Origin of the sequence: Sphingobacterium gobiense, assembly GCF_002980575.1 — a bacterium.
GTDB classification, from domain to species: domain Bacteria; phylum Bacteroidota; class Bacteroidia; order Sphingobacteriales; family Sphingobacteriaceae; genus Sphingobacterium; species Sphingobacterium gobiense.
Genome location: NZ_PVBS01000001.1, coordinates 1880687 through 1904891 on the forward strand (window position 1 = coordinate 1880687; position 24205 = coordinate 1904891).

At 41.1% G+C, this 24205-nt stretch carries 20 protein-coding genes and 1 tRNA gene; 15 read left to right on the forward strand and 6 right to left on the reverse strand.

Translation table 11 applies throughout. The features are described from left to right. Nucleotides 1–49 precede the first annotated feature (49 nt). From C5749_RS08375 to C5749_RS08395, 5 genes are all read left to right on the forward strand, one after another. The gene (locus tag C5749_RS08375) at nucleotides 50–5245 is read left to right on the forward strand and encodes a translocation/assembly module TamB domain-containing protein (RefSeq protein WP_245893661.1); all 5196 of its coding nucleotides are present in this window, start codon (nucleotides 50–52) and stop codon (nucleotides 5243–5245) included. Then, nucleotides 5235–7544 (forward strand): translocation and assembly module lipoprotein TamL, encoded by a 2310-nt coding sequence (tamL, locus tag C5749_RS08380; RefSeq protein WP_245893662.1) that lies wholly within the window; start codon nucleotides 5235–5237, stop codon nucleotides 7542–7544. The genes C5749_RS08375 and tamL overlap by 11 nt, the downstream gene beginning before the upstream one ends. 122 nt (nucleotides 7545–7666) lie before the next feature. Next, nucleotides 7667–8611 carry a malate dehydrogenase gene (locus tag C5749_RS08385; protein ID WP_105724768.1) on the forward strand — a complete coding sequence of 315 codons (945 nt, stop codon included), beginning with the start codon at nucleotides 7667–7669 and terminating at the stop codon, nucleotides 8609–8611. Nucleotides 8612–8649: 38 nt separating this feature from the next. Beyond that, nucleotides 8650–9087, forward strand: coding sequence for a retropepsin-like aspartic protease (locus C5749_RS08390; RefSeq protein WP_105724770.1), 438 nt, complete (start codon nucleotides 8650–8652; stop codon nucleotides 9085–9087). Nucleotides 9088–9096: 9 nt separating this feature from the next. Beyond that, the gene (locus tag C5749_RS08395; RefSeq protein WP_105724772.1) at nucleotides 9097–10356 is read left to right on the forward strand and encodes an acyloxyacyl hydrolase; all 1260 of its coding nucleotides are present in this window, start codon (nucleotides 9097–9099) and stop codon (nucleotides 10354–10356) included. Between the two features lie 9 nt (nucleotides 10357–10365). Here C5749_RS08395 and C5749_RS08400 read toward each other — a convergent pair whose 3' ends face one another. After that, nucleotides 10366–11589: an MFS transporter gene (locus C5749_RS08400; protein ID WP_105724774.1), complete on the reverse strand. Its 1224-nt coding sequence runs from the start codon at nucleotides 11587–11589 to the stop codon at nucleotides 10366–10368. Nucleotides 11590–11714: 125 nt separating this feature from the next. On the opposite strand from C5749_RS08400, the gene fsa reads away from it, so the two are divergent. The 3 genes from fsa (at nucleotide 11715) to rnr (ending at nucleotide 15596) form a co-directional block, all read left to right on the forward strand. Next, on the forward strand, nucleotides 11715–12374 hold the full coding sequence (fsa, locus tag C5749_RS08405; protein ID WP_105724776.1) for a fructose-6-phosphate aldolase: 660 nt from the start codon (nucleotides 11715–11717) through the stop codon (nucleotides 12372–12374). Between the two features lie 131 nt (nucleotides 12375–12505). Then, on the forward strand, nucleotides 12506–12952 hold the full coding sequence (locus tag C5749_RS08410) for a Fur family transcriptional regulator (RefSeq protein WP_105724778.1): 447 nt from the start codon (nucleotides 12506–12508) through the stop codon (nucleotides 12950–12952). A 514-nt stretch (nucleotides 12953–13466) separates the two neighbouring features. Beyond that, nucleotides 13467–15596: a ribonuclease R gene (gene rnr / locus C5749_RS08415; RefSeq protein ID WP_105724779.1), complete on the forward strand. Its 2130-nt coding sequence runs from the start codon at nucleotides 13467–13469 to the stop codon at nucleotides 15594–15596. Nucleotides 15597–15679: 83 nt separating this feature from the next. On the opposite strand, the gene C5749_RS08420 is transcribed toward rnr, so the two are convergent. Together C5749_RS08420 and C5749_RS08425 are read right to left on the reverse strand one after the other, a co-directional pair. Then, nucleotides 15680–16144, reverse strand: a complete 465-nt coding sequence (locus C5749_RS08420) for a hypothetical protein (RefSeq protein WP_146113719.1) — start codon at nucleotides 16142–16144, stop codon at nucleotides 15680–15682. Between the two features lie 169 nt (nucleotides 16145–16313). Then, entirely contained in the window at nucleotides 16314–16793 is a 480-nt protein-coding gene (locus C5749_RS08425; RefSeq protein ID WP_105724783.1) for a GNAT family N-acetyltransferase, read from the reverse strand. Between the two features lie 106 nt (nucleotides 16794–16899). Here C5749_RS08425 and C5749_RS08430 point away from each other — a divergent pair, with 106 nt between their 5' ends. The 5 genes from C5749_RS08430 (at nucleotide 16900) to rpsJ (ending at nucleotide 21103) form a co-directional block, all read left to right on the forward strand. Next, a complete protein-coding gene (locus C5749_RS08430) occupies nucleotides 16900–17499 on the forward strand; it encodes an NAD(P)H-dependent oxidoreductase (protein WP_105724785.1) in 600 nt (199 codons plus the stop codon). Nucleotides 17500–17607: 108 nt separating this feature from the next. After that, the gene (gene rpsL, locus C5749_RS08435; RefSeq protein ID WP_105715705.1) at nucleotides 17608–18015 is read left to right on the forward strand and encodes a 30S ribosomal protein S12; all 408 of its coding nucleotides are present in this window, start codon (nucleotides 17608–17610) and stop codon (nucleotides 18013–18015) included. Nucleotides 18016–18034: 19 nt separating this feature from the next. Continuing rightward, nucleotides 18035–18502: a 30S ribosomal protein S7 gene (gene rpsG, locus C5749_RS08440; RefSeq protein ID WP_105724787.1), complete on the forward strand. Its 468-nt coding sequence runs from the start codon at nucleotides 18035–18037 to the stop codon at nucleotides 18500–18502. A 102-nt stretch (nucleotides 18503–18604) separates the two neighbouring features. Then, the gene (gene fusA, locus C5749_RS08445; protein ID WP_105724789.1) at nucleotides 18605–20728 is read left to right on the forward strand and encodes an elongation factor G; all 2124 of its coding nucleotides are present in this window, start codon (nucleotides 18605–18607) and stop codon (nucleotides 20726–20728) included. 69 nt (nucleotides 20729–20797) lie between these two features. Further along, complete coding sequence (gene rpsJ / locus C5749_RS08450; protein ID WP_002993539.1) at nucleotides 20798–21103, forward strand: 30S ribosomal protein S10; 306 nt, start codon at nucleotides 20798–20800, stop codon at nucleotides 21101–21103. 75 nt (nucleotides 21104–21178) lie between these two features. On the opposite strand, the gene C5749_RS08455 is transcribed toward rpsJ, so the two are convergent. Continuing rightward, nucleotides 21179–21805: a porin family protein gene (locus C5749_RS08455; protein ID WP_105724791.1), complete on the reverse strand. Its 627-nt coding sequence runs from the start codon at nucleotides 21803–21805 to the stop codon at nucleotides 21179–21181. Nucleotides 21806–22021: 216 nt separating this feature from the next. Here C5749_RS08455 and C5749_RS08460 point away from each other — a divergent pair. Together C5749_RS08460 and C5749_RS08465 are read left to right on the forward strand one after the other, a co-directional pair. Beyond that, a tRNA-Cys gene (locus C5749_RS08460) sits at nucleotides 22022–22092 on the forward strand. Nucleotides 22093–22120: 28 nt separating this feature from the next. Further along, nucleotides 22121–22300 (forward strand): spore protein, encoded by a 180-nt coding sequence (locus C5749_RS08465; RefSeq protein ID WP_105724793.1) that lies wholly within the window; start codon nucleotides 22121–22123, stop codon nucleotides 22298–22300. 63 nt (nucleotides 22301–22363) lie between these two features. On the opposite strand, the gene C5749_RS08470 is transcribed toward C5749_RS08465, so the two are convergent. Next, nucleotides 22364–23383 carry an aldo/keto reductase gene (locus C5749_RS08470; RefSeq protein WP_105724795.1) on the reverse strand — a complete coding sequence of 340 codons (1020 nt, stop codon included), beginning with the start codon at nucleotides 23381–23383 and terminating at the stop codon, nucleotides 22364–22366. A 76-nt stretch (nucleotides 23384–23459) separates the two neighbouring features. Continuing rightward, nucleotides 23460–24185, reverse strand: a complete 726-nt coding sequence (surE, locus tag C5749_RS08475; RefSeq protein ID WP_105724797.1) for a 5'/3'-nucleotidase SurE — start codon at nucleotides 24183–24185, stop codon at nucleotides 23460–23462. Between the last annotated feature and the right edge of the window lie 20 nt (nucleotides 24186–24205).

The window sequence follows — 24205 nt, forward strand, 5'->3', positions numbered from 1 at the left end:
TATTGGCAGTATTATTGCCCTTCTGCTATTGATTATTTTTCTTATACGAATGCCAGCTGTTCAAAATTATGTAGTTGGAAAAGTTACGAACTATCTGGAAAACAAGATTGGCACTCGGGTCGATATTGGCTATGTTAATATCACGTTTCCAAAGAAAATCGTATTGGAAAACGTCTATTTTGAAGACCAATCTAAGGACACGTTGATTGCTGGAGAAAAATTGTTGGTGGATATCAATATGTTTAAATTGTTGAAAAACACGGTGGAGGTCCAGCAGCTAGAATTAAAGGGTATCACAGCAAAAATTAATAGAACACTACCGGATAGTAGCTTTAACTTTGACTATATTATTGAAGCATTCATGTCAGAAGACGAAAGCACTGCCGACGTCGATACCACCTCGGCCCTCGTTTTCGATATCAATGACGTACTTTTTGAGCATATCCATTTCGTTTATCACGATGACATCATCGGAACGAGTGCAGACGTCCGGTTGCAGCATTTCGATACGAAAGTAAAAAGGTTTGACTTGACTAACAATATGGCATTTTCGATGCCAACAATCAGATTGGACGGGTTGACAGCGTTGGTTAAACAATGGGCCCCTATAGGTGAAGGGGAAGCTCCTTCAGCAGACGATTTCGGTATTACAGATGCCTCCGTCGCAGAATCTTCGCTACTTCCGGACCTCGAAATAAAGAACCTAAACCTGAGCAACATTCTCGTAGAATACCAAGATTCATCGACCGCCATGGATACCCGCTTTGACATCCGGCAGCTAACTGCGGACATCAAAGAAATAGATCTCAACAACGAAATTGTACGTTTAGGGGAAATTAATTTAGACGGGTCTGATTCCCAGGTATTATTTGGGAATTCAACGTCGAAACCCATCGTAGCGGCAGAAACAGATACCACATCTAACAACGATTCCATGAACTGGGTTGTTTCTGCCGACAGGTTGACTATCGATAAAACTAATGTTTGGTTTAAAGACGATAACGAACCACGCATGAACGGGTTCGATTATTTCAACATTAAAATCAGTGATCTTCTGGCGGAGCTTGATGACCTCTATTACTCCAGCGATTCTATTTCCGGTTCATTAAAAAACCTTTCGATGGCGGATCACTCTGGCTTTTCCATTAAACAGTTGCAGGGGGACTTTGTGTATCATAATTCGGGCGTAGAAATCCAAAATTTCATTGCCCAAACACCTAAGACTACTATCCGAGATTATATCAAACTGACCTATCCGTCACTTGATGCCGCAACAGAAGATCCGAGCCAAGTATTTGTGGAAGCTAACATCAAAAATTCCACACTCGATATGGGCGATATTCGCTATTTTGTACCGGATTTGGATACTATGGAGGCTATGAAGCCGCTTTTGACTCGTTCTTTTTATATCAACGGCAGTGTAAGAGGCCAGATGGATAATCTCACCATACCCAATATTGAAGTTAGAACATTAGACCGGACCCACCTCGTAGCCAGTGCACACATTAGAGGGTTACCTGATACTGAGAAACTCTATATCGACCTGAACCTTAAAAAATTTACAACCGGTAGAGCGGATATAGAACGCTTAGTTGCGAAATCTTTGATGCCCGACAGCTTACAGCTTCCAAATGCCATCAGCCTATCGGGAACACTCAAAGGAGGTATGTCTGGCTTCGATGCGAACATGAGTCTCGTAACGGAAAAAGGAAACGCCACCGTGAACGGTAACATGCAAATGGATGCAGATACGACATACAACGCATATGTATCCATTGACAATTTAAACATCGGAAATATCTTAGGCCAAGATTCTGTTTTGGGAATTATATCTGCAGAAGCAAATGTAGTGGGAACTGGACTGGATCCCAAAAACATGAACGCGGCCGTAGATGGTCGTTTGAATCACTTGGATGCTATGGGTTATACTTATCGTAATATACAATTGCAAGTAGATGCTAAAGACGGTGATATCATGGGTACGTTAAATAGTCCTGATCCAAATATACAGTTCAACATGGATTTTGTAGCAGATATGCGCAATAGGTACCCAAAAGTACAGGCAACACTCATGATCGATAGTGTGAACTTTCAAAACCTTAAATTGATGGAAGACGATTTTCGATATCATGGAAAAATTGTTGCTGATTTTGAAACAGCCGACCCAGATTTCCTAAACGGCTCGATTGTTATCTCCAATTCTTCTCTAGCATATAATGATGCTCGCTATACACTAGATAGTATATCTTTAGTCGCATCAGCGGACACCAGTAGAAATACATTGATTCTAAAATCTGAGTTTCTTCAGGCACATATGGTTGGGAAATATCAACTGACCGCGTTGAGTAGCGCAGTACAAGACGTCATACAAATATACTATAATCCAAATAGCACACCAAAAGACACCATTTCGTATGCCCCACAGCATTTTGAGTTTAGTGGTACGATTAATAATTCCCGCTTCATCCGGGATTTCTTTCCGGACTTAGAAGAGATGCGTGATATTACCTTAGATGGTACATTCAATAGTGCTACACAAAATTTTATGGCAAAATTGATCGCACCGAAAATTGTATACGGCGGCACAACTATAGAAGATGTTGGTGTCGATTTGACGACATTCGATAGCACGCTATATTATTCAGCACTCATCCACCTAATTAAGATGGGTGATATCGAATTGAATAATACTGTAGCAAGTGGTAGTGTCGTGGAAAACAATGTTGACCTTGGGTTGTGGATAAAAGATAAGGAAGATAAAGAGCAGTATCATTTAGGCGCCGGCTTACGCGCTGAAGAAAATAACTTTATTTTCAGTTTACATGAAGATGGATTAAAATTAAACTATGAAGATTGGCATATAGACACCACGAATACAATTAGTTTTGGTGAAAGCGGCGTACATGCACGCAATTTCCGTTTAATGAATAATGGACAGGAACTTCTTGTGCAATCACGAGATTCTATACCAAACGCACCTATCGATGTGACGTTTAACAATTTTAGAATCGAAACATTTACACAAATGTTGGAATCCGAAATACTCGATTTGGGAGGAGGCATTAACGGTACAGCTACGATATCTAGACTAGAGAGCAATCCCGTATTTGTCTCCGATCTGACCATTGACAGGTTTTTCTTCGGAAAAGACACCGTTGGTAATATACTAATCAAAGTAGATAATATTAAGGAAAACACGTTTTCTGCTGACGTGAAAATTGAAGGAAATGGTAACGACGTACAACTCATAGGTGATTTTATAAGTCCGCCAGATGGAAACGCTTCTCTCAACGCGACTTTATCGCTAAAACCGATGAAAATGACGACTATACAGGCATTTAGTCTAGGTTATTTAGAAGATTGTGCAGGCGATTTGGTAGGCGAATTAAAAATTACGGGTACCATCGATGCGCCGAAAATTAACGGTGGGCTCACGTTCCAAAACGGTAAATTGAATGTAGCGATGTTGAACGCAGATTTCCTAATGGACAACCAAACCGTCCACTTCAACAATCAAGGGATTCAGTTTAAAAAATTTGAAATCAAAGATTTACGTGGTAATTCCACATTATTAAATGGCTCTATTGCTACCACCACCTATACGGACTTTAGCTTCAATCTGAATTTGACCATGAACGACTTTGCCGCGGTTAATTCAACGAGGGAAGACAACGATTTATTTTTCGGCAAACTATATTTGACCTCGAATCTGCGTATACGTGGTAACTTGGACCAACCGCGTGTGGATGGCGACATTAAGGTTAATGAAAACACCGATTTTGTATTCATCGTACCAAATGACGACCCTGGTATTGCGCAGCGGGACGGCGTTGTCAAATTTGTCAATCGTTCTGATACGGCCCGTGCAAATGTATTTGCCCAATTAGACTCCATCACAACGGCTACACAATTGTCTGGCATGGACATCGCCCTCAATCTTTCTACCGACGCCGAAGCTAAATTTAAGGTTATATTAGACGAAGGCACACAAGATGCACTCAACATACAAGGTGTGGCAGAGTTGAACGCGACCATTGACGCAAGTGACAAAATCACGATGTCAGGCACCTATACCGTAGAAAAGGGAGATTATACATTCTCATTGGGACCGATTTCGAAACCATTTCTCTTCCAAAAAGGGAGCACTATTACTTGGAATGGCGATCCACTGGATGCCCGTATGGATATTACCGCCATATACCGAAACCGTTTTCCAACCTTGGAACTCGTACAATCTCAACTTGGTGGCGAAAGCCCAAATCTGTATAAACAACGAATTCCTTTCGACGTAAAGCTTATTCTCACCGGCGAGCTGTTCAAACCGGAAATTAACTTTGATATTGATCTGGACGAGAATAACGCTATCGTTTCACAAGATGTTGTAAGTAAAGTCAACATTGCTCTGGCCAATATACGGGACGATCCTGCGGAGTTGAATAAGCAAGTGTTCTCACTAATCGCGTTAGGGCGCTTCATGTCTGCCAATCCATTTGAGAGCCTTTCGGGTGGAGGCGGAGCTGAGGCAATGGCACGGAACACCGTCAGTTCGTTCCTGAGTAGCCAGTTGAATAATTTAGCGTCCGATCTTATTAAAGGGGTTGAACTTGATTTCAATCTGCAATCGGAAGAGGATTATCTAACTGGGAATGCGCAAACACGGACAGACTTAAACGTAGGCGTGTCCAAGATGTTATTTGATGATCGCTTAAAAATTACGATAGGTTCCAACTTCGAAGTCGAAGGAAATACACGCCCAGGAGAAAAAGCATCTAACATCGCGGGCGATATTTCACTGGATTACCAACTATCGAAAGATGGGCGATACTTCGCTCGTGTATACCGGAAAAATCAATATCAAGCAACGCTACAGGGACAGTTCGTCGAAACCGGCATCGGTTTTATCATTACGATGAGTTACGACAAATTCAAAGAACTTTTCATGAGTTCCAGCGCTTTAGACCAATACTACAACACAGATAGCCGGAGTTTTCGTCGTCGCTTTGATATAGAGCGGATGGAAACCGATTCCGCTTACCGAGATAGCGTACGCTTAGTGATTCGTGATAGCTTAATGAAGAATAGTCCAGAGTTCCGTAAACGCATCGAGGAACGTCAGAAAAACGAACGTTTGCAACGTCAAGAAAATAGGACCGACAGCTCTAGAACAGATAAACCGGTTGGTGCCGTCACGCCACCAACCGCCATCCGGGACGATGAGGAAGAAAGGAGATCATATGATGATTAATTCGCGCCAAGTCGCAATGGGCATAACGGCAATGATCTTCGTGATTAGCTGTAATCCCACCAAATACCTTACCGAGGATGAAAAGCTTTACAATAAAGGACACGTAGTCATCCATCCACAAGATAGTATTCCGAAAGAACGCAAAGAAGCGTTTGAAGCACATTTGGAAGAAATGCTTAGGCCCAAACCCAACAAAAAGTTCTTGGGTGTTCGATTCAAGTTAGGTCTATACAATATGGGAGGAGGGCCAGATTCGTCATCGGGCGCCATCAATAGATGGCTGAGAAACCAGGGAGAAGAGCCAGTGCTACTCAGTGACGTAAACCGAGAGTACAACGAAAATCTCTTGCGCAATCGGATGGAGAACTTCGGTTTCTTTAACGCCTACGTCACATCAGATACTACAATCGATGGCAAACTGGCAGAGGTCACGTATAATGCCTTTCCTGGAAAGATTTATCGTATCGCCAAAGTCGATTTCGAAGTCGATTCAACCAAGCAATTGGGGAAAGACATTTTGAGCACAAAACCTCATTCCTTGCTAAATGTAGGAAGCAACTACAATTTAGATGTTATTCTCAACGAGCGAGACCGCATTGACAATGACTTAAAAAACAAAGGATACTATTATTTTTCGCCGGACCATCTATTGGCAGAGGTGGATAGTAGCAAGGGAAACTTCCAAGTGGACATGTATTTGAAAGTTAAACCTGAAACACCGCAGAGAGCGAAAGAACCCCAAAAGATAGGAAATATTTTCATTTACCCAAATTATCGGCAGACAACGCAAGGCCTCCAAACAACCCGACCAAGGCCACAATATTTATATGATAACCAATATTATATTATAGATCCGCAAAATACCTATCGTAAAAAGGTATTAGCAAATCATATCTTCTTTAACAAAGGAGATACCTATACACGCTGGGAACACAACCGGACGATCAGTCATCTTGTTAATCTCAACGCGTTTAAATTTGTGAAAAACTCATTTGTTGACAGTCCTGATTCAGCCAACACGATGGATGTTTATTACCATTTAACTCCGATGCAGAGAAAGTCGATCCGTTTTGAGGTAATTGCGAAAACGGCTTCCGTGTATAATGGTACGGAAGCTAATGCCCATTGGACGCTTCGAAATGCATTCAAAGGATTCGAGACACTTACTGTAAGTGTGTTCGGCGGTTACGAAACCCAGACCGGGGGAAATGTAAATCTGAATTCCGCGTATATACGTTACGGAACTGAAGTGGGGATTGTATGGCCGCGTTTGTTATCACCCTACAAGTGGGCGCCATCGAGACGTTACATCCCCAAAACGTATGCGAAGGTTGGTTATGAGTTTTTGAATCGGCGAAACGCATATACCCTGAATTCGCTGACCATGAATTACGGCTATAATTGGAAGGAAAATGACCAAAAGCAACACGATTTGGCAGTTGCTGAAATTATCTATGTACAACCCCGTAATATTACGGATGAATATAGAGCACAAATGGACACCGTTCCTACCCTACGCCATATCGTCGATCCACAGTTTTCGTTCGGCCCGAACTATTCCTATACCTTTACCAATTCTATGGACGCTACACGTAAACATACTTTCTATGTAAAAACGGGTTTAAATACATCGGGGAATGTACTGGGATTAATTCAGGGAGCGAATTATGACGAAGGTGCCAAAGAAATCTTCGGAACGCCGTACGCCCAGTTTATCAAAGCCGAAGCAGATTTTCGTCATTATATGAAGTTGTCGTCTACGTCCCAACTCGCTTCTAGAGTTATGGTGGGCACCAGTCATTCTTATGGAAATTCACGCTCACTTCCCTATTTAAAGCAGTATTTCTCCGGTGGACCTAACGGATTACGTGCTTACCGCGCTCGGGCTGTAGGACCTGGAACCGCCTACCCTGAAAACTTGGGTGAAAATAATTTCTTCGCCGATCAGACTGGCGATTTCAAACTAGAGCTTAATACGGAATATCGGGCACAGTTGGCAGGTATGCTGCATTGGGCCGCTTTTATAGATGCGGGGAATATATGGTTGCAACGAGCGGATGAAAACAAACCTGGCGGAAAATTGACAAAAGACTTTTATAAAGAGCTGGCGGTGGGTGCAGGTTTAGGCTTACGTCTTGATCTAGATTTCTTGATTATCCGTACAGATTTTGCAATACCGGTTCGTGTGCCTTATCGAGATCCGGGAGACCGTTGGGTATTCAAATATATTGATTTTAGAGATCGCGAATGGCGTCGTAATAACTTGGTATTTAACTTAGCTATTGGGTATCCTTTTTAGTAGCGAACGTCTCTCGTATTTTTTTGTTCTCTCTTTTTTGGGGTAAAAAAGGTACTTCAAAGAATATTTCGTATATTTATCTAAACATCAATTCTTTACCAACAACAAAAAGATAGAAAAATATGCAGACAAAAGTAACGGTAATTGGAGCAGGAGCTGTAGGCTCAACTACAGCAGACAATCTTGTACGAAGAAATATCGCAGAAGAAATTGTGCTATTGGATATCAAAGAAGGGGTTGCGGAAGGCAAAGCACAGGATATGATGCAAACAGCAGCGCTTTTAGGCTTTGATTCTACCATAAAAGGGGTAACCAATGACTACGTTCAAACGGCGGGTTCTGCAGTTGCGGTGATCACTTCTGGTATGCCTAGAAAACCAGGAATGACACGCGAGGAACTTATAGGAACTAACGCTGGCATCGTCAAATCTGTTGTAGAGAATTTAGTAAAGTATTCTCCTGACATAGTTATCCTTATCGTGTCTAACCCAATGGATACCATGACGTATCTCGCGTTAAAATCGAGTGGTCTTCCTAAAAACAGAATAATAGGTATGGGCGGGGCGCTAGATTCCGCTCGTTTTAAATACCAAATTTCCCAAAAATTACAAGCTTCGGCGAATGACCTGAATGCAATTGTAATAGGCGGACATGGTGACACGACTATGATTCCCCTCATACAGCACGCCACGTGGAACAGTATCCCTGTCAGCAGTTTCTTAACACAGGAAGAACAAGACGACGTCGTTAAAAAAACAATGGTGGGTGGAGCTACACTAACGGCATTGATTGGTACTTCCGCTTGGTATGCGCCAGGAGCAGCAGCTGCAGCGATGGTAGAAAGTATTGTACGCAATCAAAACAGATTATTTACAGCATCCGTGTTCCTAGAAGGTGAATATGGCGAAGAAGATATCAATATTGGCGTACCTGTTATCATTAATAAAAAGGGTTGGGACCGTATCGTTCCTTTGGAGTTGTCAGAAGAAGAAGAAGCACTTTTTAAAAATAGTGCAAATGCTGTTAGGAATATGAACCAAGTGTTGAAAGATAGTAATATCATTTAAGGCTCTTTTTTGCATGGGTTTATTTTTATATTTAGCCCATGCAAAAAATTCCGTTTGAAATATTGGAACTACAAGGCGAAGGTTACCATATATTGATTGATGTTTGTTTATTTGATCAATCTTTTAAAATGGTACTAGATACCGGGGCATCAAAAACTGTTCTTGACAAAACCACACTTCTTCAGTCAGGTATTCCGGAGGAAAAAATTGAAAATACCAATATCGTTTCGACGGGATTAGGTACAAATTCCATGGAAAGTTTTATCTTAGAACTACCAACTTTCGAAATAGGTAGCTGGAAAGTAAGGAAATTCATAACAGCGGTACTAGATTTAAGTGCTGTTAATTATGCCTACCAACAGATGGACCTCCCCCCCGTGATCGGCGTGCTGGGAGGAGATATCCTAGTTACTTATGCTGCTCGAATTGATTATCAGAAACAGCTTTTAACCTTACGAGATCGTAAAGTAAGTTGAAATTAGCTTATGTTTTGGGGTGTAAAATCGTTATTTATTTATATATTATTCTCCAGCTGTTTTCTCATTATTTTCCCACGAAGCGTATTCTCGCGGGACACACTTTCGATTGATACGGCGCACAAGCTAAACGGTGCCGGACGATTTGTACACCATCTAGGCGTAGAACTTCGCCCCGGTTATGTATTGCCGACGGTCCCTTTTTACGCTGGATTTAACAATCAGCAAAAACCTATTCGAAACGCGTTATCCGGGCATATGAAATACGCCTTCCGGTTTCCGAATGGCTCACTGGGAGATCAAATTTATCCCCATACTTACCAGGGGATAGGTATGTCTTTTTACAGCTTCGGCAATCAACGGGAATTAGGTTCTCCTAAAACGATGTACCTTTTCCAACGTTCCAATATCACACAACTTAGTCCGAATGTAGCATTAGATTATGAATGGAATTTTGGTTTGTCCACCGGCTGGAAGCCACACGATTTTGAGTACAACACCTACAATGTCGCGATTGGCTCTAAGACCAATGCTTATTTAAATGCTGGACTATATTTGAGATGGAAGTTAACGCGGAATACAGATCTGGCAACGGGTATAGATTTCACCCATTTTTCAAATGGCAATACAAATTTCCCTAATGCGGGCCTTAACATGATCGGACTGAAGATAGGTGTTTTATATGATTTTCGAAAACGATATCCAGTCGCAGGGAAGCATCCCGAAATACCCGATTCGTTGTTTAGGCAATACCCAAAGCATATCCACTATGATTTGGTCTTTTTCGGTTCGTGGCGTCGAAAAGGAGTCGAAGTCACCGGACAACCGGTTCCTTCGCCACATCAATACCCTGTTTTGGGAATGTATTTTGGTCCGATGTATAATTTAAGCTATAGATTTCGAGCAGGCCTGTCGATAGATGCTGTATACGACGGAAGCGCGAATATTTACACAAAAAACTATTTTTCGGCGGTCCTTGAAGAAAAGTTTTTTAAACCATCCATAGACAAACAACTAGCCTTAGGCCTATCGGCGAGAGCTGAATATATCATGCCGATTTTCACTATCGGTATTGGCCTAGGAGGCAACGTGCTACATAAAGGCGTGGATCTCCGAGGTTCCTATCAAACATTCGCGCTTAAGATTGCAACCACCAAGAATTCGTTCTTGCATATTGGTTATAATTTAAAAGATTTTCACGAACCAAATTATTTGATGCTAGGTCTTGGCTACCGATTTAAAGATAAAGCACCGTCGCTGCTGTTTTAATAAGATCGATTATCTTTTCTTAAACAGTCTTCGATGAATGTGTAGTCGCAGATAGGTATAAAAGCTTAGCGCAACGATAACACCTACTGTTCCCATAAAGTATAGCGTATTCTTGATTCCGATATATTCAGCCATTGCACCCACTAATAGCGTTCCAATAGGAGCGACACCTTGAAAGGCCATTACATAATAACCTATCACCCTAGCACGATAACCTGGAACCACATGCGTCTGGATATATGTATTTATGGAAGAATTCTGCATCATCATGGCAAAAGCAACCATCATGGTAAACACCAACGCCAACGGTAGAAAGCGAGCAAATGCTAATAAACAAAGCGCTATACCCATTAAAAAGGCAGAAAACAATACACGGTACCGAAGATTTTCACCTGTTTTTAATCTTGCCATATTGATGGCACCGATCATCGCGCCAAAACCAGCAGCACTTTCAAACCAAGAGAAAGTGGATTCATCTCCCGAAAAAAGATCTTTAGCCACCGCCGGCAACAAAGACGTATAGGGGATGACGAATAAGCTCGAAAACACCAGTATAATAATCAATGATGCGATATGTGGAGAACGCCGTACATAGCTGAATCCTTCAATAAGCGCTCGCGAATGGCTTTCCTTTGTAAGTTTCGAGCGATCTTCCTTTACACGCATCAGCAGAAGGCATACGATGACTGGTAAAAAACTGATGAAGTTAATACCAAAGCAGACTAGCTCACCGTACCTGGTCAATAAAATCCCACCAATGGCAGGCCCTACCATTCTCGCAGCATTGAAAATAGACGAATTTAATGCGATGGCATTAGGCAAATCGCGCTTATTATCTACCAGCGATATCATTAATGACTGACGGCTAAGTACATCAAACGCATTGATGATTCCCTGTATAAAACCTAACACAGATAACAGAAGGACAGTTTGTAATTGTAATCCGACCACCAGTGTTAAAATACCGGCCTGTAGCATCAGTCCAATCTGCGTAAGAAACACCAGCTTATACTTCCTGTGCTTATCGACAAACGGGCCGACAAATGGGGAAAGGATCAGCGAAGGAAGCAAAGCAATAAATTGAACAAAACCTAGCCAAAATACGGAATTTGTCATTTCATAAACCATCCAACTGATGGCTATCCGCTGCATCCAAGTGCCCAAAAGTGATATCGCCTGACCTATGACATGTAACCGAAAATTGGGATAAGAAAGCGATCTAAATATGTCCATGAACGGCCAAAAAAATGTTTTGATTAAACTTAACCAGATTGAGAATAATATAATTACTTTTGTAACATACTTATGTATACTATGTTTTAAAATATTTTAAATCACTATAAAACAATCTAATAAACATGAAATTTTTTATCGATACCGCAAACTTAGCACAGATCAAAGAAGCACAGGATCTTGGCGTGTTGGATGGCGTAACGACTAACCCCAGCTTAATGGCAAAAGAAGGCATCAGCGGGGAAGAAAATGTAATTAATCATTATAAAGCTATCTGCGACATTGTAGATGGCGATGTAAGTGCCGAAGTTATCGCTACAGATTTTGACAATATCATCAAAGAAGGTGAAGCATTGGCTGCCTTAAATCCAAAAATTGTTGTGAAGGTTCCTATGATTAAAGATGGCGTTAAAGCTATCAAGTATTTTAGTCAGAAAGGCATCAAAACAAATTGTACGCTTGTATTTTCTGCTGGTCAAGCATTATTGGCCGCCAAGGCGGGAGCAACGTACGTATCTCCATTTATCGGTAGATTGGACGACATTTCTGTAGATGGTCTAGGCTTAATCGAAGAAATTCGTCATATATATGACAACTACGGTTTTAAAACAGAAATTTTAGCAGCTTCCGTACGTCATAGTGCACACTTATTAGGCTGTGCGAAGATTGGAGCTGATGTAATGACAGGACCATTATCCGTTATCCTGTCCTTGTTAAAGCATCCGTTAACCGATAGCGGTTTAGCGCAGTTCTTAGCTGACCACGCGAAGGCAGCGGGAAAGTAAAATAATATATTTCATGATGAAAGCCTCTCCCGTTTTATCTGGAGAGGCTTTTTTAATCAGTCTCCAATCCGGTTGATCTGCACTCTTTTTGAGGTAAAAAAGACTATAAAATTCGTAACTTTACGGCTATCATGACGAATGAAAAAAAAGAAAGAAACAAGGAATTTATGGAGCTTCTTCGGGAAAACGGCCTGAAAGTGACCTCCCAAAGATTGCGTGTTTTAGAAGAGATAACGCACAAAGACGCAGCTATATCACAGCCTGACCTAGAAAAAATCGTGGGAAAAGATATTGATAGAGTAACACTATATCGCATCTTATCAAGCTTTGAAGAGAAAGGAATTGTCCATAAAATATTCGATTTGAATGGTACAGCAACTTATGCTATGTGCACTTCTAACTGCACCGAAAATCATCATCACGATCAACATATCCACTTCATTTGTTCGGTATGTAATAGCGTATTTTGCTTGGACGAGGTGTCACTTCCAAAGATTACTTTACCTTCTCATTTCGCCCTCCATTCCCTCGCTATAAACGCTGTGGGATTATGTGCAAACTGCCAAAAAGAAGATTAAACACGAACATATATACACGCATACAAAAAAAGCTTTCTGAATTCAGGAAGCTTTTTTTATGTAAATTACCCGCTTGATAAAACAAAAAAATAAATACATAAAAAACAAAATAATAACACCATAATACACTTATAATAAATATATTATAAAAGATAAAATAAACACATACATAATTTAATAAGTTTATCAATTATATATTTGTTATCGCGTTTTTTCAGAAAAGTCGTTCTAATCATATCAAAAACAAGCTAAAGACAATATAATTTTTAGCATAAAGTAAATTTAAGTGATACATTATCAATAAATTATAACTGGTAAATTAAATAACAGAATAAGAAAAGGAAATTAGACAGGAAATGCTTTGATCCTAAATAAATATAAAGAACATTTTTTACGTATCTTAGTTTATATAAAGAGCATATCGCTATAATACGCTTGCGCATTTTCATACCATCCCTCTCCTATCGGTGGATGCTATATAAAGAGCGAAGCATCAAGTAATAATTTTAAACACATGAAACAGAAAAAAGAGAACGCCTACAGAGAAGTACTGACTCATCTTATCGTTGACATATTCGAAAAATCAAATAATACACCACTCAATTACAAACAGGTAGCTGCCAAACTTAACCTTAGCGAAAGCGACTCAAAAAATGCGATCGCCGAAATTCTTTCTGACGAATCGAAATCCGGCAAATTCCTGCAAGTGGAGCGCGGCAAATTTAAGTTGCGCCAGTTAAATGTCTACATCCAAGGAAAGGTCGACATGACAGCCGATGGTTCGGCTTATGTCGTCCCGGAGGATGAACTTGAAAATGACATTCATATCGCGCCTCGCAAACTGAGGCAGGCATTACACAATGATATCGTAAAGGTGCACGTCTACGAACGACGAAAAGGCCGGAAGCGAGAGGGCGAAGTAGTGGAGATTATCCAACGGGCAAAAACAGATTTTACTGGAACGATAGACATCTCCAAATCGTATGCATTTTTTCTACCAGACGACCGAAAGATGATCCACGATATATTCATTCCGCTGGACAATCTAAACGGCGCGCAACACGGAGAAAAAGTTGTTGTCTCGATTGTAGAATGGCCGAAGAATGCCAAAAATCCAATCGGAAAGGTAAAAAATATCCTAGGTAAAAAAGGCGAGAACGACACAGAGATGAATGCGATTCTCGCGGACTTTGGCTTTCCGCTGTCCTTTCCGCCTCAAGTTGAAGCCGAAGCAAACGCTATCTCAGAGCAATTACCTGCCGACGAAATAAAGAAAAGACGTGATTTTCGCGATATCCTCACGTTCACGATAGATCCTTTCGATGCAAAAGACTTTGACGACGCGATCTCTTTCCAAACACTGGATAATGGAAATTACGAAGTCGGCGTCCATATCGCTGACGTTTCTCACTACGTGCAACCAGATTCCCTTTTAGATAAAGAAGCTTTTGAACGGGGCACATCCGTATACCTGGTTGATCGGGTAATCCCGATGCTTCCCGAACGTCTGTCAAACGGTGTATGTTCGTTGCGCCCACATGAAGACAAATTATGTTTCTCCGCTGTATTCGAAATGGACGACAAAGCGAACGTATTAAACCAGTGGTTTGGACGCACCGTTATTAACTCTAATCGTCGTTTTAGCTACGAGGAAGCACAAGAGGTTATTGAGACCCAAAGCGGAGATCATGCAGCCGAAATCTTAAAACTAAATCAAATCGCCTATATTCTGCGAGAACGCAAATTTAAGAGCGGTGCAATCAGCTTCGAAAGTGAGGAGGTTAAATTCCACCTTGATGAAAAAGGAAAACCCTTGGGCGTCTATACAAAAGTGCGGAAAGACGCACATAAGCTTATCGAGGATTTCATGCTTCTAGCCAATCGAAAAGTTGCCGAATACATCGGTAAGCAAGGTAGAGGCAAAAATAAGCTAACGTTCGTCTATCGATTCCATGATACGCCCAACCTGGAAACATTGACCACTTTTTCCCAGTTTGCTTTACGGTTTGGACACAAGCTCACGATTAAAACGGATAAAGAGGCTGCGCGGTCGCTAAATGCACTTCTGACAAAGATCGAAGGCACAAAGGAGCAAAATATGTTAACGACACTCGCCATCCGATCGATGGCAAAAGCTATTTATACGACCAAAAGCACCAGCCACTATGGACTCGCTTTCGATTATTACACGCATTTCACCTCCCCTATCCGTCGTTATCCGGACGTGATGGTACATCGTTTGTTACAATTTTATCTGGATGGTGGAAAAAAAATCAACGCGGAGCATTACGAAAAGATGGCGGAGCATTCCTCCCAAATGGAAAAAAAGGCTGCTGAAGCAGAACGCGCATCTATTAAATACAAACAGGCCGAGTATCTGGAAGACCAAATCGGTGTAGAATATACGGGCATCGTATCGGGTGTCACCGAGTGGGGCATGTATGTGGAGATTCAAGAAAACAAATGTGAAGGCATGGTACGCTTACGCGATATCACAGACGATTTCTATACACTTGATGAGAAAAACTATGCCATCATCGGTCAACGGAAGAAAAAGAAATATCAGCTTGGTGACGAAGTACGCATCAAAGTTAAGAAAGTAGACTTGGAAAAGAGACAAATTGATTTTACGCTCATGTCGTAGTAAGCACTAGCAACGACATTTTACTATATATAGAGGGCGCACATTAAGTGGTGCGCCCTAAGAATTATTCGCTTAGCTTTTTGTTACAGCGGTAAATCAGCCATGAATTGTACATTTAACCGACCAAGATTGACCCCAACCATAACCCCCGGCATCGTGTGATCAAATATCCAAGCATTATTCCTACGATAAATATAGCCCCTACGGTAGGGATCGTAATAAGTGCGGTACTTCGGAAAATACACGTAGTCCGGGCGATGATGAAAACGCTCACCGTAATACCAACTATCATGATCGCGATATTGCTTGCGCTGATTCTTGACATATTTACGGTATTCCTTCTCCCGTTTCTCGTAATACTTATGATAAGCCTTATCTTGCTTCTTCGCATATTTACGAGCATCTTTCTGTCGTTTCTCGATGTACTTCACATACTCTTTCCGTTCCTTTCGCGAGTTTTTTCCGTTCCCGCGCCCCTGAGCAAAGATATCGGTCAAGGTTACTGTACTAAAAAATAGTACAAAGGCAATTATTGTAAACTTTTTCATGGTTTCTCCTTTCTTTTTGTTCAACCTGCTGTCACATATATCTATCTTTAGGACAGTCCAGAAGCGATCAGGGTTTAATTACCGGTCACTTTTTTGACTTGCTCCAAGTGTAGCGCTTGAAAATACCCAGAAGACCAATTTTATAGGGATCATGGCCATGGCCTAAAGACTATCTACGGAGGATAAGCTTTTCTGTAGAGACTCCGTCTTCTTCACCGATAAAATAACTTTCGAATCCAAATTTTTCTAAAAGTCGTCTTGACGCAATATTATCAGGATCTATAATCCCAATCACATCTTTACAGGGGGCTATCTCCCCAGCCTGTTCCAAAAGCGTTTCACAAATTTTCGTACCAAAACCCCTTTTCCAAAATATTTGCTGAAGCAGATATCCAATTTCTAATACAGCACGGTCATATTTATAACTTACCAGTTTGCAGTCTCCGATAAATCCAGCGGCGTCATCAAGAACCTTAAAATATCCCAGCAAATCATCTTCTTCATTAATCTGCATGATGGATGTAAATTTTTCTCTTGCTTGCTCTTCTGACATCCCCTTTCCGGTAATGTATTTCATGACATGATCGTCCGCGACTAGAGCGCAATAGTCGTGGAAATCTTCCCATTTATATTTCACAAGCTGAAGCATTAAGCAAAGTTATATAGAAATTACATTATTTGAACATAAAGTATCTGCATCCAAAAGACGAAATAATTAGTTTTGCTAAAAATAACAATTAATAACATTCCAAAGTATGCATTTTTTAGACATCGCTAAAAATAGGTATAGCACAAAGCAATACAACCCGAATGAGAAACTATCAGAAGACGCCGTTCAACAGCTAAAAGAAATCCTACGATTAAGCCCTTCCTCCATCAACAGCCAACCCTGGAAATTCACCATTATTGCCGACACGAAAGTCAAAAGCGAATTAGCGACAGTATCCTATCATAATCTGGAAAAAATCAATCAAGCAAGCCATTTAGTTGTATTCAATGTGATTGATTGCGTAGAAAAATTTGAGAATGAAAACCTATGTAAATTACCCGAAGGCGCCGTAAATTATTATAATCAACATGTAAGACCACTGGGCGAAGCGGGTATAAAAAACTGGATGCAGCATCAAGTTTATCTTTCATTAGGCTTTTTCCTCGCCGCGTGCGCCAGCATGGGTATTGATTCGACACCCATGGAGGGCATCCAACCGGACGAATACGACAAGGTGTTACGACACAATGGGTATACAGCACTATTTGCTGTGGCTATCGGCCGTAGAGACACCGCTGATTTCAACCAGCCTACTGTTAAACCCAAACTCCGTCGCCCGTTAGAAGATGTGGTAGATGCTATTTAATATATTTCTGAAATTTACATACGTAACTGTTTATTATTCAAAAGGGAATCACTATCTTTGCAGACTTAAAAATTAATTTTAAACGAATTAAAAAACAAAAACAGGTAAATGCCTACTATTCAACAATTAGTTAGAAAAGGTAGAGTAGCTCTGGTAGACAAGAGTAAGTCTCCAGCGTTGGACTCATGTCCACAGCGAAGAGGTGTGTGTACACGTGTATACACTACTACCCCTAAAAAACCAAACTCAGCAATGCGTAAAGTAGCTCGTGTACGTCTTACCAATGGTAAAGAGGTGAATGCCTATATCCCTGGTGAAGGACACAACTTACAAGAGCACTCTATCGTGTTAATCCGTGGAGGTCGTGTAAAAGACTTACCAGGTGTTCGTTACCACATCATTCGTGGTGCATTGGACACTTCTGGTGTTAATGGTCGTAACCAACGTCGTTCTAAATACGGAACTAAGCGTCCTAAACCAGGACAAGCTGCAGCTCCGGCAAAAGGTAAGAAATAATTAAACGGAGGGAAAGAAAATGAGAAAATCAAAACCAAAAAAGAGAATCATTTTACCTGATCCAAAGTTTAACGACGTTCAGGTAACACGTTTCGTAAACAACATGATGGTAGACGGTAAAAAATCTATCGCTTATTCCATCTTTTACGATGCAGTAGAAATAGTAGAACAAAAAACACAAGAGAACGGTCTAGAGACCTGGAAAAAAGCGTTGAATAACGTAATGCCTGCTGTAGAGGTTAAATCTCGCCGTGTTGGTGGCGCTAACTTCCAGGTTCCGATGGAAGTACGTCCAGAGCGTAAAATCGCTTTGGGTATGAAATGGTTAATCTCCTACTCTCGTAAACGCGGTGAAAAAACCATGCGCGAAAAACTAGCGGGAGAAATCATCTCTGCTTCTAAAGGTGAAGGTGCTGCTGTGAAGAAGAAAGAAGATACGCATAAAATGGCGGAAGCAAACAAAGCGTTCTCACACTTCAGATTTTAATATCATGAAATTGATTATACAGCTATAAAGGATTACACAGATGGATATGATTGAAATCTGTGTAATCCTTTTTTGATCTGTGTAATTTCATTTAAAAACAAAATGGCAAAAGATTTAAGTTTAGTAAGAAACATCGGTATCGCTGCTCACATTGATGCCGGTAAAACAACAACAACAGAGCGTATTCTATTCTACTCTGGTGTTAACCACAAAATCGGAGAAGTGCACGAAGGTGCCTCTACGATGGACTGGATGGCGCAAGAAGCTGAGCGTGGTATCACGATTACTTCTGCTGCAACTACGGTCTTCTGGAACTACCGCGACAAGAAGTACCAAGTAAACGTTATTGACACTCCTGGTCACGTAGACTTTACGGTCGAGGTAAACAGGTCATTACGTGTATTGGACGGGTTAGTATTTTTGTTTTCTGCAGTTGATGGCGTCGAGCCTCAGTCAGAAACAAACTGGCGTCTGGCTGATGGATACAAAGTACCTCGTATCGGCTTCGTTAATAAAATGGACCGTTCAGGCGCTGATTTCTTGAAAGTGGTAAAACAAGTAAAAGAAATGTTGGGTTCTGAAGCTGTTGCATTGCAATTGCCAATCGGTGCCGAAGACGATTTCAAAGGTGTCGTTGACTTGATTAACAACCGCGGTATTGTTTGGAACACAGAAGATAAAGGTATGACCTTTACCGAAGTACCTATTCCAGACGATATGGCAGACGAAGTAGCGGAGTATCGTGAAAAATTATTGGAAGCTGTTGCTTCTTATGACGAGTCGTTGATGGAGAAGTTCTTTGATGATCCGAATTCATTGACGGAGCGCGAAATCCTTAACGCTTTACGTAGTGCTGTACTAGACAATGCTATTGTACCAATGGTATGTGGCTCATCTTTCAAAAACAAGGGCGTACAGACAATGCTCAATTTGGTAATGGAATTATTGCCTTCGCCATTGGATGTGGAAGCCGTTAAAGGTACTGACCCACGTAACGGAGAGGAAATTTCCCGCAAACCTTCTGAAGCAGAACCTTTCGCCGCATTAGGATTTAAAATTGCTACCGATCCATTCGTAGGTCGCCTATGTTTTGTTCGTGCTTACTCCGGTACATTAGATGCTGGTTCTTATGTTTTGAACACCCGTTCTGGAAACAAAGAGCGTATCTCCCGTATCTTCCAAATGCACGCGAACAAACAAAATCCAATCGAGAAAATCGGCGCTGGTGATATCGGTGCAGTAGTTGGTTTTAAAGATATCAAAACAGGTGATACCCTTTGTGACGAAAAGAACCCTATCGTTTTAGAGTCTATGGTATTCCCTGAACCTGTTATCGGTTTGGCGATCGAACCTAAAACACAGGCTGATGTCGATAAATTAGGTATTGCATTGGGAAAACTAGCAGAAGAAGATCCTACATTCGTTGTTAAATCGGATGATGAGACAGGTCAAACCGTTATCTCTGGTATGGGTGAGCTTCACTTGGACATTTTGATCGACCGTTTAAAACGCGAATTCAAGGTTGAAGTTAACCAAGGTGCTCCACAAGTAGCTTACAAAGAGTCTATCAACGGAACGACAGAGCACCGCGAAGTGTACAAAAAACAATCTGGTGGTCGCGGTAAATTTGCAGACATAAAAGTGGTGGTTTCGCCCGCTGATGAAGATTTTGACCCGACTAAATCACCGCTTCAGTTCGTCAATGAAATCGTAGGCGGTTCTATTCCTAAAGAATACATCCCTTCGGTACAGAAAGGATTTGAAGTCTCCATGAACAATGGTGTATTAGCTGGTTACCCCCTTTCGGGCATGAAGGTTCGGTTGATCGATGGTTCGTTCCACGCGGTCGACTCTGATTCTTTATCATTCGAATTGGCTGCTAAGATGGCATACCGTAATGCACTACCTAAATGTTCTCCTGTATTGATGGAGCCTATCATGAAGGTAGAGGTATTGACTCCAGAAGAGAACATGGGTGACGTAATGGGTGATTTAAACCGTCGCCGTGGTCAAATGCAAGGTTTGGACTCACGTGGTAGCGCACAAGTTATTAAAGCACACGTTCCGCTTTCGGAGATGTTCGGTTATGTAACGCAATTGCGTACGATTACTTCTGGTCGTGCAACTTCTACTATGGAGTTTGATCACTATGCAGAAGCACCTCGTAACGTACAAGACGATGTAATCGCTAAGTCTAAAGGCAAAGTCAAAAGCATCGAAGACTAAAAATAATTTAATCCCGTCTCTGGTTGTTAATAGCTCTAACCAGAGACAATTCAAAACAATAAATTGAGTATGAGCCAAAGAATCAGAATTAAATTGAAATCTTACGATTACAACTTGGTAGACAAGTCGGCTGAGAAAATCGTAAAAACGGTAAAACCTACAGGTGCAGTAGTGAGTGGTCCTATTCCATTGCCTACAGAGAAAAAGATCTATACGGTTTTGCGTTCACCGCACGTTAACAAGAAAGCACGCGAGCAATTCCAATTGTGTGCCTATAAAAGACTATTGGACATCTACTCGTCCAACTCTAAAACTGTTGATGCGTTGATGAAACTTGAATTACCTTCGGGTGTTGAAGTGGAAATCAAAGTGTGATGCGATAGAGATTTCAAAGCAAAAAATAGGCTGCTCCCTTGGACAGCCTATTTTTATTTTCTGATCTCTTTTCTCTTAAAACTGAAAACCGACACCGAAGGACCAAACTCGATTCGACACATTATTATCTGCATTTGGCACTAATTGCGTCAGACCAAGGTTGTATCCAGCGTTAATAAGCAAGCCATTATAGAGCTTATACCCTAGCATAAAATTTGCACCCGCATCGATAACATTCATATCTTTATTATCACCGGAGAAATTCAAATCCCACTCCGTCTCGCCATTGTAATCGCCTAGGTTCCCTTTTAATTTTTCTTTTCCGCTAACATTGAATCCTATATACGGTCCAGCTCCCAAAAACACACTCCCTGTTCCAGCTGGAATCCAGTATACGGCATTTACAGGAACTTCTATTGACATAACATTTCGAGAGAACTCAGCGCCCGCAATACCATCATAATCTTCGTAAAACCTAGTTCCCTTACCTTGCAAGGATACTCCCGGTTGGATAGAAAAATTAGGTGCTACCGGTAGATCTGCAAAACCGGTAACATGAAATGACGTGTTGTTCTTTTGATCATCACCAAAGTTACTATATTTACCCAAGTTAACGCCGGCTTTCAAACCCCAAGATGTTTGGGCTTGTGCGCCTGCAGCCAATAAAAATGCTGCTCCTAATGATAGTAAAATCTTTTTCATACTCTTTTAAATTTATTATTACAGTGTAGCGTATACAATATTCAGACCAAAACATCGATTTCTTATTAAAATACAATTAAATAACACTTAATGGTATAAATGCATTAGGTACCATACAATCTATAAGAATAAATAGCTTTTATCACTTTTACTTTTTCAATTAGTTGGATATATCAAAAGTAAATTTTATTTTTGCATTCCCTTGAACGGGAAAAGGGTCGGATGGCCGAGTGGCTAGGCTGAGGTCTGCAAAACCTCCTACAGCGGTTCGAATCCGCTTCCGACCTCGCTTTTAAAGATAAAAAAAATTGAACCATGGGAGTTACACGTTTAAAAAGAAAAGATAGAAGAAATAAAACTACTTCACGTATGGAAGTACAGTTTTTGAAATTAGGTCGCAATGTGGAATTAGGCTCAAGAAGCCAAATGCCGAAAGATAGCCAAATCAAAAAGAACAACGCTGTTTTGGATAAATTAGCTGCAGAAGCGAAATAATAATCGTTTTGATTTATAACAAGAAAAGAAGGAAAATGCTACTGCGTTTTCCTTCTTTTCTTGTTATATAAGCCCTTCTTCTCGCATAACGCGCCAGAAATCAGCAGGAATTTCTTTTGTCGCCATTGCTGCATTGACACGAACTTTTTCTGCTTTCGTAGTATTCAGCGCGACACTGTGGACACCTGCGATATTAAAACCAAAGTTAAAACATGCTTCCGCAGGCAGTATATTAAATTTACTACACAACGCCCAAAACTTATCCCGCCAAGTATATAGCGCTTTCCCATCTTCGGTATCTTTATCAATAAGTTTATAGTTGTAATAATCACTTCCCACTAAAAAGCCCCCATTAAATACCGCAGAGTTAATGACAGCGATACCATTTCTTCCTAATTCTTCTATGAAATCAACAAGCTCTTTCGGATGATCACGTACCGTTAGGCTATTTGCTATCATCACCCAGTCTAACATAACATCCTTAGCGATACGTTGGATAACTTTCCAATTTTTAGCGCCTACCCCGATGCCGACAACTTTCCCTTCCGCTTTCAGATCCGCAAGCGCACGATAAGCCTCTAGAACGTCTCGATAAAGTTCCTCTTCTTCCTCGGGACACTGCGCTTTAGCTAAATATTCGTCCGGATCATGCACCGAAACCAACTGCGTTGTGTAGTCGCCCAGCAATGTATTGCCTTGATGAAAACAGGCTAAGATGCCGTCATAACTAATCTTCTGGACTGCATCATTTTTTATCCCTTTCCATACTCCGGGCTCGAATGTAGGTTCTTCCGTAGTCAGCGGCACTTGATACCAACCCAACTTATTACTAATCAGCACATCAGAAGGTGCTACGCCCAACCGGCTTAAACTCTTCCCTATTGATTCCAAGGAAAGGCCAGCACCGTATTTACCCGCTGTGTCAAAAATCACTCTCCCTGGAGCATATTTTATGCACTCTCTAACAATAGCTACCTTTTCTTCAAATGGCAGTTCTACGTATAAATTTCCTAATCCACTTGTTCCGAATATAACAGGAGGTAACCGATTACTTAAATTTAGACTTTTATTGCTATTTTCCATTTAATGCTCTTTCTTGATTGAATGGATGCAATAATATATATAATTGCTGTAAAATCAATTATTTTTTCGCCCTATGTTAAAAAGGAGATTTCTCTTTGAGTTTTCTTTCATCTGTTAAGTCCAAACGTAATGGCGTGATCGAAACCATATTATTTTCTATCGCCCAACGATCGGTGCCTTTTTCTGCCGGATCTAATGGAGTCACCGTAAACCAATAATGTTTTCTACCTAGGGGATCCGTTCCTGGAATGATCGTACCATCATATAGCCGGACGGATTGTCTGGTCCATACAATATCCGTGGGATCCGGAGGAAAATTAACATTATATAAAGCAAGCTCATTATTTGCCAATAAAAGTTCTAGTGTTTTGGCTACATAAGTTTCCAGGTGTTCAAAATTTGGCTCGTCCCGTCCGACCGGGGTGCTGAGAGCAATTCCCTTTACACCAAATAAGACAGCCTGTTTCGCCGCGGCCAGTGTCCCGGAATGCCACATGGAATTTCCCAGATTAGGTCCCATATTAATCCCAGATAGAACTACGTCCACGTTTTTCCAAAGATGCATTCCCATCGCTACGCAGTCGGCAGGCGTTCCATTTACACGATGGGCTTCTATATCCGGGAACTCAATAGGCGATTTTTTATAACCTAACGGTCTGGAATGTGTGACCGCATGCCCCATAGAAGACTGCTCTACATCCGGCGCAACGACCCGCACCTCTCCGAAGTTCTTTGCTACTTTCGCCAGGGCAGCAATTCCCGGGCTATATATACCATCATCATTCGTCACTAAAATTCTCATCATATTTCGCTGTTTATTTT

Bases quoted from the DNA above. Each gene is read 5' to 3' on its own strand.
- fsa (WP_105724776.1), top strand. From the start codon at position 11,715: ATGAAATTTTTTATCGATACCGCAAACTTAGCACAGATCAAAGAAGCA.
- C5749_RS08385 (WP_105724768.1), top strand. From the start codon at position 7,667: ATGCAGACAAAAGTAACGGTAATTGGAGCAGGAGCTGTAGGCTCAACT.
- surE (WP_105724797.1), bottom strand. From the start codon at position 24,185: ATGAGAATTTTAGTGACGAATGATGATGGTATATATAGCCCGGGAATT.
- fusA (WP_105724789.1), top strand. From the start codon at position 18,605: ATGGCAAAAGATTTAAGTTTAGTAAGAAACATCGGTATCGCTGCTCAC.
- C5749_RS08400 (WP_105724774.1), bottom strand. From the start codon at position 11,589: ATGGACATATTTAGATCGCTTTCTTATCCCAATTTTCGGTTACATGTC.
- rpsJ (WP_002993539.1), top strand. From the start codon at position 20,798: ATGAGCCAAAGAATCAGAATTAAATTGAAATCTTACGATTACAACTTG.
- C5749_RS08430 (WP_105724785.1), top strand. From the start codon at position 16,900: ATGCATTTTTTAGACATCGCTAAAAATAGGTATAGCACAAAGCAATAC.
- C5749_RS08470 (WP_105724795.1), bottom strand. From the start codon at position 23,383: ATGGAAAATAGCAATAAAAGTCTAAATTTAAGTAATCGGTTACCTCCT.
- rpsG (WP_105724787.1), top strand. From the start codon at position 18,035: ATGAGAAAATCAAAACCAAAAAAGAGAATCATTTTACCTGATCCAAAG.
- rnr (WP_105724779.1), top strand. From the start codon at position 13,467: ATGAAACAGAAAAAAGAGAACGCCTACAGAGAAGTACTGACTCATCTT.
- C5749_RS08465 (WP_105724793.1), top strand. From the start codon at position 22,121: ATGGGAGTTACACGTTTAAAAAGAAAAGATAGAAGAAATAAAACTACT.
- C5749_RS08425 (WP_105724783.1), bottom strand. From the start codon at position 16,793: ATGCTTCAGCTTGTGAAATATAAATGGGAAGATTTCCACGACTATTGC.
- tamL (WP_245893662.1), top strand. From the start codon at position 5,235: ATGATGATTAATTCGCGCCAAGTCGCAATGGGCATAACGGCAATGATC.
- C5749_RS08420 (WP_146113719.1), bottom strand. From the start codon at position 16,144: ATGAAAAAGTTTACAATAATTGCCTTTGTACTATTTTTTAGTACAGTA.
- C5749_RS08455 (WP_105724791.1), bottom strand. From the start codon at position 21,805: ATGAAAAAGATTTTACTATCATTAGGAGCAGCATTTTTATTGGCTGCA.
- C5749_RS08395 (WP_105724772.1), top strand. From the start codon at position 9,097: ATGTTTTGGGGTGTAAAATCGTTATTTATTTATATATTATTCTCCAGC.
- C5749_RS08390 (WP_105724770.1), top strand. From the start codon at position 8,650: ATGCAAAAAATTCCGTTTGAAATATTGGAACTACAAGGCGAAGGTTAC.
- rpsL (WP_105715705.1), top strand. From the start codon at position 17,608: ATGCCTACTATTCAACAATTAGTTAGAAAAGGTAGAGTAGCTCTGGTA.
- C5749_RS08410 (WP_105724778.1), top strand. From the start codon at position 12,506: ATGACGAATGAAAAAAAAGAAAGAAACAAGGAATTTATGGAGCTTCTT.
- C5749_RS08375 (WP_245893661.1), top strand. From the start codon at position 50: ATGCCAGCTGTTCAAAATTATGTAGTTGGAAAAGTTACGAACTATCTG.